Annotated in this window: 11 protein-coding genes; 7 read left to right on the top strand and 4 right to left on the bottom strand. The window is 76.7% G+C overall.

Going from position 1 to position 13,617, the window contains the following annotated elements:
* Positions 1–185 precede the first annotated feature (185 nt).
* Together ACI78V_RS21230 and ACI78V_RS21225 are read right to left on the bottom strand one after the other, a co-directional pair.
* Positions 186–830 (bottom strand): response regulator, encoded by a 645-nt coding sequence (locus ACI78V_RS21230; protein ID WP_456854376.1) that lies wholly within the window; start codon positions 828–830, stop codon positions 186–188.
* Positions 827–2,095 (bottom strand): sensor histidine kinase, encoded by a 1,269-nt coding sequence (locus ACI78V_RS21225; RefSeq protein WP_456854374.1) that lies wholly within the window; start codon positions 2,093–2,095, stop codon positions 827–829. The genes ACI78V_RS21230 and ACI78V_RS21225 overlap by 4 nt, the downstream gene beginning before the upstream one ends.
* Positions 2,096–2,285: 190 nt before the next feature.
* Here ACI78V_RS21225 and ACI78V_RS21220 point away from each other — a divergent pair, with 190 nt between their 5' ends.
* The 7 genes from ACI78V_RS21220 (at position 2,286) to ACI78V_RS21190 (ending at position 8,678) form a co-directional block, all read left to right on the top strand.
* Complete coding sequence (locus tag ACI78V_RS21220) at positions 2,286–4,172, top strand: ABC transporter ATP-binding protein (protein WP_456854372.1); 1,887 nt, start codon at positions 2,286–2,288, stop codon at positions 4,170–4,172.
* A gap of 6 nt (positions 4,173–4,178) precedes the next feature.
* Positions 4,179–4,322 carry a hypothetical protein gene (locus tag ACI78V_RS21215; RefSeq protein WP_456854370.1) on the top strand — a complete coding sequence of 48 codons (144 nt, stop codon included), beginning with the start codon at positions 4,179–4,181 and terminating at the stop codon, positions 4,320–4,322.
* A 118-nt stretch (positions 4,323–4,440) separates the two neighbouring features.
* Entirely contained in the window at positions 4,441–5,310 is an 870-nt protein-coding gene (locus ACI78V_RS21210; protein ID WP_456854368.1) for a protein kinase domain-containing protein, read from the top strand.
* Positions 5,311–5,434: 124 nt separating this feature from the next.
* Entirely contained in the window at positions 5,435–5,656 is a 222-nt protein-coding gene (locus ACI78V_RS21205) for a hypothetical protein (protein WP_456854366.1), read from the top strand.
* A 79-nt stretch (positions 5,657–5,735) separates the two neighbouring features.
* On the top strand, positions 5,736–6,269 hold the full coding sequence (def, locus tag ACI78V_RS21200; RefSeq protein ID WP_456854364.1) for a peptide deformylase: 534 nt from the start codon (positions 5,736–5,738) through the stop codon (positions 6,267–6,269).
* A complete protein-coding gene (gene fmt / locus ACI78V_RS21195; RefSeq protein WP_456854362.1) occupies positions 6,218–7,195 on the top strand; it encodes a methionyl-tRNA formyltransferase in 978 nt (325 codons plus the stop codon). The genes def and fmt overlap by 52 nt, the downstream gene beginning before the upstream one ends.
* Positions 7,196–7,268: 73 nt before the next feature.
* A complete protein-coding gene (locus ACI78V_RS21190; RefSeq protein ID WP_456854360.1) occupies positions 7,269–8,678 on the top strand; it encodes an RsmB/NOP family class I SAM-dependent RNA methyltransferase in 1,410 nt (469 codons plus the stop codon).
* Between the two features lie 158 nt (positions 8,679–8,836).
* On the opposite strand, the gene ACI78V_RS21185 is transcribed toward ACI78V_RS21190, so the two are convergent.
* Both ACI78V_RS21185 and ACI78V_RS21180 read right to left on the bottom strand, forming a co-directional pair.
* Complete coding sequence (locus ACI78V_RS21185) at positions 8,837–9,502, bottom strand: 4'-phosphopantetheinyl transferase family protein (RefSeq protein ID WP_456854358.1); 666 nt, start codon at positions 9,500–9,502, stop codon at positions 8,837–8,839.
* Positions 9,499–13,503: a Pls/PosA family non-ribosomal peptide synthetase gene (locus ACI78V_RS21180; RefSeq protein ID WP_456854356.1), complete on the bottom strand. Its 4,005-nt coding sequence runs from the start codon at positions 13,501–13,503 to the stop codon at positions 9,499–9,501. Before ACI78V_RS21180 ends, ACI78V_RS21185 begins: the two co-directional genes overlap by 4 nt.
* Positions 13,504–13,617: the final 114 nt, after the last annotated feature.

The following is a 13,617-nucleotide window of genomic DNA, read 5'->3' as shown; positions in this document are numbered from 1 at the left end:
CGACACCGCCGACCCGGCGAGGCGCCGGTGGGGGGGGTTGGTGGAGGGGGTCAGCGGGCGCGGTGTGGGAGTGGGGCGCCGGGGCCCCCCGGCGGCGGCCGTGCGCCGGAGCACCACCGGACGGTGGCGCTCGTCGGGTGGCTCGGGGAGCGGGGTGTGCGGGCCCCCCCGGTGCACGCCGGACATCAGCGGCCACCGTCCTCGGCGCGCGGCCGGCGGAGGTGACGCTCCGCCCACAGGGCCGCCTGCGTCCGGTCGGCGGCGCCGACCCGGTGGAGGATGTGGGTCACGTGCGTCTTCACCGTTCCCTCTGTGATGCGCAACCGCCGGGCGATCACCTTGTTGGAGTGGCCCTGGCGCAGCAGCTCCAGGACCTCCCGCTCGCGCTCGGTGAGCGAGTCGCCCTGACCCCGGTCCCGCAGGGCCGCGAGCACCGCGGGCGCCACCTGCGGGTCGATCGTCGAGCCGCCGCCGGCGACGACCCGTACGGCGTCGAGGATGCCCTCGGCCGCGGTGTGCTTGAGCAGGTAACCGTCGGCCCCGGCGTCGAGCGCCTCGAGCACCAGCGGTCGCTCGGCGTACGAGCTGAGCACCAGCACACGGACGCCGTTGCCCCGTGCCCGGAGGCTGCGGAGCACGCTGATGCCGTCCTGCCCGGGCATCGCCAGGTCGAGCATGACCACGTCGGGGGCGAGGCGGTCGATGAGCTCCACCGCGCCGTCACCGTCCCCCGCCGTGCCGACGCACTCGAGGTCGCCGGAGGCACCGAGCAGGCTGCGCAGCCCCTCCCGGACGACGGCGTGGTCGTCGACGACCAGGACGCGGATCACGGCAGGGCCCCCACGGGCGCGTCGACGGGCAGGCTGACGACCAGCCGGGTGCCCTGACCGGGGGAGCTGTTCGCCGTGAGGGAGCCGCCGGCACGGACGACCACGTCGCCCAGGGTGTCCAGGCCGACGTGCCCGGCGCGGCGGCGTTCGGCCAGCCGCTGCTCGTCGAAGCCGCGGCCGTCGTCGTCGACGACGAGGGTGACCGTGGGGCCCTCGCGGGTGACGGTCACCTCCGCCGAGGTGGCGCCGCTGTGGGCGGCGGCGTTGCGCAGCGCCTCCCGGGCGCAGCGGTACAGCAGCCGGGCGACGGTGTCGGGCAGGCGCGCGGCCCCCCGTACCTGCACCGACGCCTGCAGGCCCGCGTCCTGCAGCTCCGCGGCCAGGCGGCGCAGGCGCCCGGCGAGGTCGGTCACCGGTGCCGGGTCCGGGCCCGGGGCCGAGCCGGACACCAGCGCGCGGAGGTCGTCGATGGCGCGCCGCACCGACGGAGCGACCCCCGGGGGCAGCCGCGCCTCCGCGCCGGGGCCGGCCCGCAGCCGGGCGGCGTCCAGCTCCATCGCGACGCCGGAGAGGACGGGCAGCACCGAGTCGTGCAGCTCACCGGCGAGCCGCCGGCGCTCGGCGTCCGGTGCGTCGACGGCGGCCCGCAGCAGCACCGCGTCGTGCTGCTGATGCCGGCGCACCTGGGCGGCCAGCCGCCAGGCCAGCGGCAGCTGGGTCAGGACCAACAGCAGCAGGGCCACCAGGGCGGCGGGCACGAGGGCGAGCCACACCTGGCGCGCGACGACCGGGGCGTCGTCGGTCCCCTCGGTGAGGTCCAGGAGCACCGGCGTGCCATGGACGTCGCGGATGCCGGCGTGGGCGACCAGCCGCGACCCGCCGTCCTCGTCGGCGGCCGAGACCACCGAGCCGGTGTCCAGCGCCCGGCGGGCGTCCGCGGGCAGCGGGGTGACCCGGCCGATCGACTCGGCGCGGTCGGACCACAGCACCCGGCCAGAGGCGTCCCTGACCGACACCGCGGCCACCGGACCGGCGGTGAGAACCCCGGTGACCTGCCGGCCGAGGTCACCCACGGCGACCGGCGGGCGCGTGGGGTCGGCGTCCACGGCGGGGGCCAGGCTCGCGGCCGTCACGTGGGCCAGCCGCTCGAAGGCCCGGGTCCCGAGGTCGTCCCCGACGTCGCGGGCGAGCAGCCCGGTCACCAGTGCGAGGGCGAAGGTGAGGACGACGCCGGTGACGGTCACGTGCGCGACCACCCTCGCCACGGAGAACGGTCGTACACCCGGCCGTGCCCTCCGTTCCCCCGATGTGACCCAGATCACTCACGGAGCATAGGGCGGTTCCGGCCCGTCGCCGTCCAGTTTGCTCGCGCGATGTCCGCCGACGACAGGGACTCTCGTCGTACTCCCAGGGAGGTATGGAGACTCACCGCTGTCCCGGACCACTCTTGCCGGCATGTCGACGCACGCAGCACACCGGCCCCCGGGGTCGCTGCGTGTGGCGGCGCCCTTCATCCGGCCGCAGGCCGGCCTGCTCGCCCTGGCCGCCGGGGCGGCGGTCGTCGAGGTCGCCACGACGCTGCTCGGTCCCTGGCCGCTCGCGCTCGCCGTCGACCACGCCCTCGGTGAGCGGCCCCTGGAGGGGCCCGCCGGGATCCTGTCGGGCCTCGACCCGGTGGGCCTGCTGGTGGTCGCCGGCGCCGCGCTCGTGGGGCTCTCGGTCCTCGGGGCCGTGCTGGACACGGTCACCCGGATCTGGGCCGAGCGGGCCGCCGAGCGGATGGCCGGGGCCATGCGCTCCGCCCTCTTCTCGCGGGCGATCACCCTGTCGCTGCGCTGGCACGACCGGACGCGCACCGGCGAGATCACCTCGCGGCTCACCGCCGACGTCGGCCGGATGCTCGACGCGGTGGTGGCCGTCTTCACCCAGCTGCTGCCCGACCTGCTGCTCCTGGTCGGCGCGCTGGTCCTGCTGTTCGCGGTCGACCCGTCCCTGGCCTGGCTCGGTCTCGTCGTCCTGCCCGTGCTGGTCTGGGTCACCTCGGTGCAGCGCCGCCGGGTGCGGGCCGCGACCCTCGCGGCCCGGGAGGCGTCCGGGCGGCTGTCCGGGGCCGCCATCGACCTGCTGCGCAACGTGCGGGCCGTGCAGGCCTTCGGCCGCCTCGACCGGGCCGGCCAGATGTTCGGCGAGCCCAACGAGCGCGCGGTGGCGGCCAACACCCGTGCGGCGATCGTGGACGCCCGCTGGAGCCCCGTCGCCGGCATCCTGCTCAGCATCGGCTCCGGCATCGTGCTGGTCGCCGGCGGGCTCCAGGTGCGCAACGGGACCCTCACCGTCGGTCAGCTGCTCGTGGTCCTGGCCTACCTCCGGCAGCTGCAGTCGCCCGTGCGCAGCCTGGTGCGGCTGGTGACGGTGCAGGCCAAGGCACACGCCAGCGCGATCCGCATCGACCAGGTGCTGTCCTGCACCGAGGCGGTGCCCGAGCCCGCCGAGCCGCGGCCGGTGCCGCCGGTGCGGGAGGGCATCCGGCTGGAGTCGGTGAGCTTCTCCTACGGCCCGGACCGTCCGGTGCTGCGCGACTTCGACCTGACCCTCAGGGCCGGCGAGACGGTGTGCCTGTTCGGTCCCAGCGGGGCGGGCAAGAGCACGGTGCTCTCCCTCCTGCTCCGGCTGTACGACCCCGACGCCGGCCGGGTGCTGATCGACGGCGTCGACATCCGCGAGATGGCGACCGTGGAGCTGCGGCGGCAGCTGGCCTTCGTGCCGCAGGACCCGTGGCTGCTCGACGGGACGCTCGCCGAGAACATCGCCTTCGGCAACCCCGACGCCACCCGCGCCGACGTCCTCGCCGCCGGCAGGGCCGCCTGGGTGGACGAGTTCGCCCTCTCCCTGCCGCAGGGCTACGACACCCAGCTCGGGGAGAGCGGCGTCATGCTCTCCGGCGGACAGCGCCGCCGGGTGGCCCTCGCCCGGGCCGTGGTGTCCACCGCGCCGGTCGTGCTGCTCGACGAGCCGACGACGTCGCTGGACGCCGAGGCGGCCCGGCAGGTCGTCGGCGCCATCCGCTCGGCCACGCGGGACCGCACGGTCCTGCTCGTGACGCACGACCCGGTCCTCGCGGCGATCGCCGACCGGACCGTGGCCGTCTCGCCCCACCGCCCGCCCGCCCCGCCGGCCGGCGTGCCCGCTCCCGGGACCGGCCCGTCCGACGACGACGGCGCCCCCCGCGAGGCGGGCGCCCACCGGGACGACGCCGCGGCGGGCACATCCCACTCCGGAGGTCGTCGGCGCGGTCGTGCCCTCGCCTCCACCGCGCACCACGAGCCCGTCGAGAGGAGGTGAAACGCAATGACCACTTTCCGTCGCATCATCGGTGAGGTGTCGGCTCCGTCCCACAGGCGGAAGCGGCGGCGGCGCCGCCACTGGTGGAGCAGCACCACCAGCAAGACGTGGAAGAGCCACAGCAACAGCTGGCACTCCGACGGCTGGTGAGGCTGAACGCAGGGTCGCCGTCCCGCCGGCCGACATCCGGCGGGGCGGCGACGTCGTCCGCAGCCCTGAGCACCGCCACCTACCCCGATGGACGCCGTCGAACCGCCGAGGAGCAGCAGTGGAACAGAGCGTGGTCGGCGTGGCCATCGCCGACGAGGACGGCCGCCCCCGGTGGGACCCCGAGTACGGCGGGCCGCTCGTCCCCGGCCACCTCGCCTGGGACCTCCTCACGGTCGGGCACCGCCGGGAGACCTGGCTGTGCTGGTCGGTGGACCTCTGGGCGCCGGCCGTGGTGAAGGTCGTCCGCCCGAACTGGAAGCCCGAGTACGTCACCGCGCTCGAGCGCGAGGTCCGGGCGCTCTCGGCGCTGCGGCACCCGGCCCTGCCGCGGCTGCTGCACGACGGCCGCACGGAGCCCGTGCCCTTCATCGCCGTCGAGTACATGGACGGGTACAACCTCGCTGAGTGCGTGGAGGAGGACGGCGCGTTCCGCGCCGACGACACCGCCGCCCTCGGCGTCCAGGTCCTCGGTGCCGTGCGCGCACTCCACTCCCGGGGCCTCGCGCACATGGACGTCGACCCGTTCAACGTGCTGGTCGTGGACCGGCGACCGCGGCTGGTCGACCTCGGTTCCTCCCGCCCACTCGGCGCGCAGCTGCAGGTGGGCGAGGGGATCGGCACGCAGGGGTTCGCCCCGCCGGAGGCGGACCGGACGCGGGTGCGCCCGGTGACGCCCGCGTTCGACGTCTACGGCGTCGGTGCGACCCTGCGCGCCGTGCTCGACCACAGGGCGGCGGGCGCGGACGAGCTCCGCCGGGTGATCGACCGGATGACCGACGACGACCCCGGCCGCAGACCCACGGTGGAGGCGGCGATGACCGAGCTGGTCCGGCTCGCCGGCGACGAGGACGAGCGGCCGTGGCCGGACTGGGCCGACGGGCTGCTGCGCGCCCGCGCCGAGGACCCCGCCGCGCGCGCCGCCAGCTGAGGCGACCGGCACCGCCCGTCCGCGGCCGGTGTGTCGCGGGACGGCGACCGGGGTAGCCGGGGCGTGCCTCCGAGGGGCCGAGACCGCGCACCTCGACGTCCGCCCACCCGGCGAGGAGCCGCGCGTGTCTTCGACCAACCCCCCACCTGACGGCACCCGGGGCAGCGACCCCGCTCCCGGCGACCTGAGGCGCTGGGGCAAGTGGGCAGTGCTGGCCCTGGTCGCCCTCGTCGTCGTCCTCACCCTCTCGGTCAGCCTGAGCCGCTGCGGGCCCGACGACGGTCCCAGCGGCGGCGAGCCGGAGGGGATGGGCGCCGTCGTCACCGAGGTCGCCGCGACCGGCTGAGGAGCCGCCCGTCGGCAGGATCCCGTCGCGAGCCCGCGAGCGGCGAGGGGGCCGAGGGGCCTTCTTCTAGGATCGACCGGTGAGCGTGACCCCCATCCGCCTGTACGGCGACCCGGTGCTGCGCACGCCCGCCGCCCCGGTCGTCGACTTCGACGCCGAGCTGCGCCGGCTCGTCGACGACCTCACCGACACGATGCTGGCCGCCGGCGGTGCCGGGCTGGCCGCGCCGCAGATCGGCGTCGGCGTGCGGGTGTTCACCTGGTGCGTCGACGGCCAGGTGGGGCACCTGGTCAACCCCGAGGTGGTCCCCGTCGGGGAGGAGACCGAGGAGGGTCCGGAGGGCTGCCTGTCGATCCCGGGCTTCGCCTACGACTGCCGCCGGCACCTGTACGTCGCGGCCACGGGCTTCGACCTGCACGGCGAGCCGGTCCGCGTGGAGGGCTCGCACCTGCTGGCCCGCGCGGTGCAGCACGAGGTCGACCACCTCGACGGCGTCCTGTTCGTCGACCGGCTGGAGCCGGGGGCCAAGGAGGCCGCGCTGGCCGCCATCGCCGAGGCCGAGTGGGCCGGCACGGGTGCCTGGGTCCCGCGCGTGGAGGTGAGCCCCCACTGAGGCTCCTGTTCGCCGGGACGCCGCAGGTCGCCGTCCCCTCGCTGGACCTGCTGCTGGCCTCCGCGCACGAGGTGGCCGCTGTGCTGACCCGCCCCGACGCCCGCTCCGGCCGCGGACGCCGGGTGAGCCGGTCGCCGGTCGCCGAGCGGGCCGACGCCGCCGGGGTGCCGGTGCTGCAGCCACGCTCGCCGCGCGACCCGGAGTTCCTCGCGCAGCTGGCCGACCTCGCCGTCGACTGTGCGCCGGTGGTCGCCTACGGCGCGCTGCTGCCGCAGGCGGCGCTGGACCTGCCCCGGCACGGCTGGGTGAACCTGCACTTCTCGCTGCTGCCGGCCTGGCGGGGGGCCGCTCCCGTGCAGCACGCCGTCATGGCCGGCGACGAGGTGACCGGCGCGTCGACGTTCCGGCTGGAGGCGGGGATGGACACCGGACCGGTCTACGGCGTGGTCACCGAGCCGATCGGGCCGCGGGACACCGCCGGCGACCTGCTCGGCCGGCTGGCCGACAGCGGCGCCCGGCTGCTGCTGGCCACCCTCGACGGCATCGAGGCGGGCACCCTCGTCCCCGAGCCGCAGCCGGCCGAGGGCGTCAGCCTGGCACCGCGGATCGAGCCGGCCGACGCCCGCGTCGACTGGTCGCTGCCCGCACACGTCGTCGACCGCCGGGTCCGCGGGGTGACCCCGGCCCCGGGCGCCTGGACGACCTGGCGCGGGGACCGGCTGCGCCTGGGCCCGGTGGAGCCGCTGCCGACGTCACTGGGCCTGGCGCCCGGTGAGCTGTCGGTGGGGCCGACCGGGGTGCTGGTCGGCACCGGCCGCGGCGCGGTGCGCCTCGGCGACGTGCAGCCGGCCGGCAAGCGCGTGCTGCCGGCGACCGACTGGGCCCGCGGCGCCCGCCCCGCGCCGGGGGAGCAGGTGGGCAGGTGAGCGAGCTCGTGGGGATCCGCACGGCCGGAGCCCGCTGCGGCACGGGGCCGACGACCGCCGGCGAGGGGGCCGGATGACGCGCCCACCCCGCCGCCCGGGCCGCTCCCGGCCGGGACGCCGCGACGGACGGCGCCCCGCGCGCCCGCAGCTCGACGGCGCCCGGCTCACCGCCTACGACGTGCTGGACGCCGTCTCCTCCCGCGCGGCGTACGCCAACCTGCTGCTGCCGCAGCTGCTGCGCGAGCGCCAGCTCGACCAGCGCGACGCCGCCTTCACCACCCAGCTCACCTACGGCACGCTGCGCGCGCAGGGCACCCTCGACGCGGTGCTCGGCGGACTGGTCGACCGGCCGCTGACCGAGCTCGACCCCCGGGTGCTGGAGCTGCTGCGGCTGGGCACCCACCAGCTGCTGGACCTGCGGGTGCCGGCGCACGCGGCGGTCGACACCACCGTCGACCTCACCCGGGCCATCGTCGGCACCGGGGCCTCCGGTCTGGTCAACGCGGTGCTGCGCAAGGTCGCCGCGGGCGGGGACCGCGCCGCCTGGCTGGCGCGGCTCGGCGGCGAGGGCGACCGGCGGCTGGCCCTGGCCACCGACCACCCCGGGTGGATCGTGGCGGCCTGGCGCGAGGCGCTGGACGTGGGCGACTCCTCCGACGACAGCGAGCTGGAGGCCGCGCTGCTGGCCGACGACGCCGCGCCCGAGGTGCACCTGGTGGCCCGGCGGGTCGGCCAGGACCGGCTGGCCGCGGAGTCGGGGGGGACGCCGGGGCCGTGGTCGCCCTTCGCCGTCCGGCTCGGCGGCGGGGACCCGGGGCGGGTGGCGGCGGTCCGCGAGGGGACCGCCGCGGTGCAGGACGAGGGCAGCCAGCTGGCCGCGCTGCTGCTCGCCCGCGCCCCGCTCGAGGGCCCCGACGCCGCCTGGCTGGACATGTGCGCCGGCCCCGGCGGCAAGGCGGGCCTGCTCGCCGCGGTCCGTTCCGAGGGCGTCCGGCTCACCGCCGCCGACCGCTCCCCGCACCGCGCCGAGCTGGTGCGCTCGGCGCTGGGCGGGGAGGCCGACACCGAGGTGCTCGTCGCCGACGGGCGGCAACCGCCGTGGGCGCCGGGTTCCTTCGACCGGGTGCTGCTCGACGCCCCCTGCACCGGCCTGGGCGCGCTGCGCCGCCGCCCGGAGGTCCGCTGGCGCCGCACCCCCCAGGACGTCCCCCCGCTGGTGGAGCTGCAGACGGCGCTGCTGGACGGCGCGCTGGCCTCGGTGCGCCCCGGGGGAGTGGTCGCCTACGTGACCTGCTCGCCGCACACCGCGGAGACGGTGGCGGTGGTCGACGCCGCAGCCGCGCGGGACGACGTCGAGGTGCTCCCGGTCGCCCCGCTGTTCCCGGAGGTCCCCGGGGTGGCCCGCGGCCGGTACGGGCAGCTGTGGCCGCACCGGCACGGCACCGACGCGATGTTCATGGCCCTGCTCCGCCGCACCCGCTGAGGCCGCTCGGTCGGCGGAACGGGCGGCCCCGGTTGCGGGCGTGCGCCCGCACCAGGTGCTCCACCACCGCCTCGCACATCCAGCGCACCGTCGCGGAGGTCCACGCGCGCAGGGTGGGTCGCCGGTGACCGGCGTCACCTCCCGTCGCCTGACCGGCGTCACCCCCCGGCCGCACCCGCCACTCCCCAGACCGCGGCGAGGAGCAGTCCGTCCCGGTCGAGCCACCGGCCGGTGAACCCGCCGATCCGCGCGCCGGCGGGCGGGGCCACGGGCACGAGCAGGCGGGCCGACAGCCCGCCGTGCGGATCGACCGTGACACGCACGTCGGCGAAGTCCAGCCAGGCCCGGGTCAGCGGGAACCACGCCTTGAAGACCGCCTCCTTGACGCAGAACAGCAGCCGGTCCCAGCAGGTTCCGGGGTGGACGGCCGCCAGCCGGCGCAGCGGCGCGCACTCCTCCGGCCGGGCGACGACCGACAGCACCCCCGCCGGCAGCGGCCGCGCCGGCTCGGCGTCCACCCCCAGCACCGGCACCGTGCCGGCCCGGGCGACCGCCGCCGCCCGGTAGCCCGTGCAGTGGGTGAGGCTCCCCAGGACGCCGGCCGGCCACACCGGTGCCCCTCCCGGCCCCCGCGGGACGGCCGACGGCGGCACGCCCAGCCGCCCGAGGGCGGCGCGGGCGAGCGCACGGCCGGTGGCGAACTCGGCGTACCGCCCCGGTGCCGTCCCCGCCGGCAGCTCCTCGCCCGGCACCGGCCGGCCGGCGGGCAGGTCGTCGAAGGCCTCGGCCGACGCCACGGCCGGGGGCAGGACCTGCTCGATCACGCCCGCGGGAGGGCGGCCGTGCGGGTCTCGGCGGCCGGGTTGCCCATCCACCGCGTGCCGGGCGGGACCGTCGTGCCCTTCATGACGAAGGTGTCGGGCCCCAGCACGGCGTCGTCCCCGACCGTGACCCCGTAGTGCACGTACCCGGAGACGCCGAGCGTGCAGCGGTCACCGAACCGGGTGACGTCGGAGCGGAAGGTGCCGTCCTCCATGGAGTGGCACTGGATGGTGCTGCCCGCGTTGAGCACGCAGTCGTCGCCGAGGGTCACCAGGGACCGCTCGGGCATCGAGCAGCCGTCGTCGAAGAGGCGGCGGCCGACCCGGACACCCAGCAGCCGCCAGGCGACCGGCTTGAACGGGGTGCCGTCGAGGAGCGGGAGCGTGTGGTCGGCCGACTGCAGCTTCCAGTGGCGCTCGTGCCACCAGAAGTAGGGCTGGTAGATGGAGCAGACGGTCGGCTGCAGCCTGCGCCGGCCCACGAGCAGGCGCTCGGAGCCGAGGTCGTAGGCCAGCGTGACGAGGAACGACGCGACGGTCAGCCCGGCGACCGCCAGCACCCCGAACCGCTCGTGCAGGTCCCACGCCACCATGACCAGCACCGTCAGCAGCAGGTAGAGCAACCACCGCACCAGCAGGAACAGGCCGATGGTCGCGAGGTTGTGCCGGTCCTTGCCGGCCAGGCCCCGCCGGAAGGCCTCGCCGTGCAGGAAGTGGTCGAAGCGGCTGTCACGCTCGACCGAGCGCGGGATCTCGAAGGACGGCGCGCCGACCAGGCCGACGCCCTGCCGTACCGGTCCGTCGAGCGGGACCGCGGTCTTGTTCCCCACCAGGCAGTCCTCGCCGACCCGGTGGCCGGGCGGGAAGGCCACGGAGTTCCCGACGAAGCAGCGCGCTCCGACCGCCACCGGGGCCAGCCGGAACGAGGTGCTCGTGAAGTCGGCGTTGAGGAAGGACACCGAGTCCGAGATCTGGGTGCCGCGGCCCACCGAGACCAGGTAGGGGCTCTCGTGGTGCAGGGTGGCGCCGAAGTTGGACCCGGTCTGCTCCAGGTCGGGCAGCCGGTAGCCCAGCAGCCGGAGGTAGTGCACGACGTAGGAGGTGTCGCCGGTGATCTGCAGGTGGACCGGCACGTTGGTGAGCCGCTCGACGACCCGCTGCGCCCAGTGGTGCACGCCGTAGAGCCGGTGGGTCCGGCCGGGCCGCAGCAGCAGCCCGCTCACCAGGCGCGGGACGGTCGTGGCGACCACGAGGCCGGCGAGGAGACCGCCCACGTAGGACACGGCCGAGATCAGGACGGCGTCGCGGAGCAGCTCGCCGGCCGACGCCGAGCCGCTGCCGGAGACGCCCGCCAGGTCGGCGAGCCCGCGCAGGACGGCCCCGGCGAGCAGCAGGCCGGCCGGGAGGGTCACGAGCAGGAGCACCGCGAGCTGGCCGGCGGCGAACAGCGCCGGCCGCAGGCGGCTGCACGGCAGGGGCTCCACGCGCACGTGGTCGACGTCGGTCGGCCGCGCCGGGACCCCGGACCAGCGCTCGCCCGCGGGGACCTCCTGCGAGCCGAACAGGCAGGAGGCGTGGCCGAGCCGGGCGCCGTCGCCGAGGACCGACCCGGGCGACAGCACGCTGTCGTGGCCGACGTGGGCGTCGGATCCGATGGTCACCGGGCCCGTGCGGATCCGCCCCTGCACCGCGGTGTAGCCCGACAGCCGGGCACCGCGCCGGATCACCGTGTCCGCACCGATGGACACCAGGTCGGTGCACACGGGGATGTGCGACGACAGGATGACGACCCGGGGGCCGATGCGCGCGCCCAGGAGGCGCAGGTACGCCGCGTACAGCGGCGAGCCACCGAAGCGCGCCAGGGGGCTGACCCGCAGCAGGGTGCGCACCAGCCAGAAGCGGACGTAGGCCGGACTCCACAGCGGGATCTCCCGCTCCTCCCACCGGCCGATGACCAGCCACTTGACCGTGACCGGCAGCAGACAGAGCAGGGCGAACCCGGCCGTGCCGAAGGCCACCGACCGCAGGTAGGACCCGGCCACGCCCGATGTCGGGGCCAGCCAGGCCACACCGCTGTCGACCAGTACGGCGGCCAGCCACGCGTTGGCCAGGAGCAGGAGCAGCTGCAGGACGCCGCACCGGACGACGGACCCGGTGCCGGGCCGCGTCGCCGGCCCGACGGGCTCCGGTTCCGCCGGGGGTGCCGGGGAGGCGGGCCGGTCGAGGACGGCGGCCAGCTCGCGGATCGTCGGGTGCAGGTACACCTCACGGGCGGACAGCGGGGGCAGCCCGTCGAGATCGCGGGCGCGTGCGCACAGGTGGGCGACCACCAGCGAGTTGACCTGGAGCTGGTCGAACAGGTGCGCGTCGACCGGCACGGACTCGACGCCCAGCACGTCGGCGAGCGCAGCGGCGAGGGCCGCCTCGGCGGGCGTCGCGGGGGCAGCGCCGGCCAGCGCCCGGCGGGTCGGCGCCGGCAGGGCCGCGCGGTCGGTCTTGCCGCTGAGCGTCGTCGGGATCGCGGTCAGCCGTTCCAGGTGGGCGGGCACCATGTGCGCCGGCAGTCGGCCGCGCAGGACGTCGTGCACCGACTGCTCGTCCAGGGGCGGCCCCCCGTCGGCGACGGTGTAGTAGCCGACCAGCTCGACCAGCCCCGGCTGTGGCTCGTGGGTGCCGACGACGGCCCGGGCGATGCCGGGTACCTGGCCGAGCACCGACTCGATCTCGGTGAGCTCGATCCGGTAGCCGCGGATCTTCACCTGGCTGTCGGCGCGCCCGACGTAGCGCAGCCCGCCGGGGTCGGCCTGGACGAGGTCCCCGCTGCGGTACGCGCGGGACCAGCCGAGCGCGGGGAGCGGGCGGAACCGCGCGGCGTCCCGCTCGGGGTCCAGGTAGCGGGCCACCCCGACGCCGCCGATCACCAGCTCGCCGGTCTCGCCCCACGGCAGCGGCTCCCCGGAAGCGGGGTCGACGACGGCGAGGTCCCACCCCTCCAGCGGCAGACCGATCCGCACCGGCGTGTGCGGGCGGAGCCGGGCGGCGGAGGCGACCACCGTCGTCTCGGTCGGGCCGTAGGTGTTCCACACCTCGCCGCACGCCCCGGACAGTCGGTCGGCCAGCTCGGCCGGGCACGCCTCGCCGCCGAGGACGAGCAGCCGGATGCCGCGGAGCATGGACACCGGCCACATCGACGCCAGTGTGGGGACCGTCGACACCACCGAGATCCGCCGTTCGACGAGCCACCCGCACAGCTCGGGCCCGGTCCTCACGACCGCGCGCGGCGCCGGGACGAGGCACGCCCCCGAGCGCCAGGCCAGCCACATCTCCTCGCACGAGGCGTCGAAGGCCACGGACAGCCCGGCCAGCACGCGGTCACCCGGCCCCAGCGGGTCGGCCCGCAGGAACAGCCCCGCCTCCGCATCGACGAAGGCCGCCGCACTGCGGTGGGTCACCGCGACGCCCTTGGGGGTGCCGGTCGTCCCCGAGGTGAAGATGACCCACGCGTCGTCGTCCGGCCCGGGGGGCGCGGCGGGCCGGCCGGACGGGGGCGTGCCGTGCCGGGTCACCACGCCACCGTCGCCGACGACGGCGCACACACCGGCCTCGGTGAGCAGCAGCCGCGCGCGGTCCTCCGGGTCGTCGGCGTCCACCGGCACGTAGGCCGCGCCGGCGGCCAGGACGCCGAGGACGGCCAGGTAGAGGTCCGCCGTGCCGGAGGTCACCCGGACCCCCACCCGGTCCCCGCGTCCCACCCCCGCCGCGGCGAGCCGGTCCCGGAGGGCGGCCACGTCGGCCAGCAGGTCGGTGTACGTGCGCACCGACCTCCCGTCGTCCAGGGCCGGTGCGTCCGGGAACCGCCGGGCGGTGGTGGCCAGGACGTCCCACAACGTCCGCTCGGGGCCGGGTGGGCCGCCGCGGTAGACCGCTGCGCCGGTCGGCCGGGACCGCAGCGTCGCGGGGGCGGGTCGGGAGGGGAACGGGGGAGGCGCTGACGTGGTCGTCAAGAGGGCGAGCCCTTCTCTGGGCGGTGTCCGCGTCGGACGGCGGAAGCGGCACCAGACCGTTCCGCTACCAACCACGGAGGAGCCTGGAGGGACCTCCGGCCACCCTCCATTCGA

It is taken from the genome of Geodermatophilus sp. SYSU D00742, assembly GCF_054049935.1.
Note: the sequence above shows the minus strand (reverse complement) of the source record. Positions and strands in the feature narration are given on the sequence as shown.

Coding starts and splice junctions, on each gene's coding strand:
- ACI78V_RS21215 (WP_456854370.1), top strand. CDS start 4,179: ATGACCACTTTCCGTCGCATCATCGGTGAGGTGTCGGCTCCGTCCCAC.
- ACI78V_RS21220 (WP_456854372.1), top strand. CDS start 2,286: ATGTCGACGCACGCAGCACACCGGCCCCCGGGGTCGCTGCGTGTGGCG.
- ACI78V_RS21190 (WP_456854360.1), top strand. CDS start 7,269: ATGACGCGCCCACCCCGCCGCCCGGGCCGCTCCCGGCCGGGACGCCGC.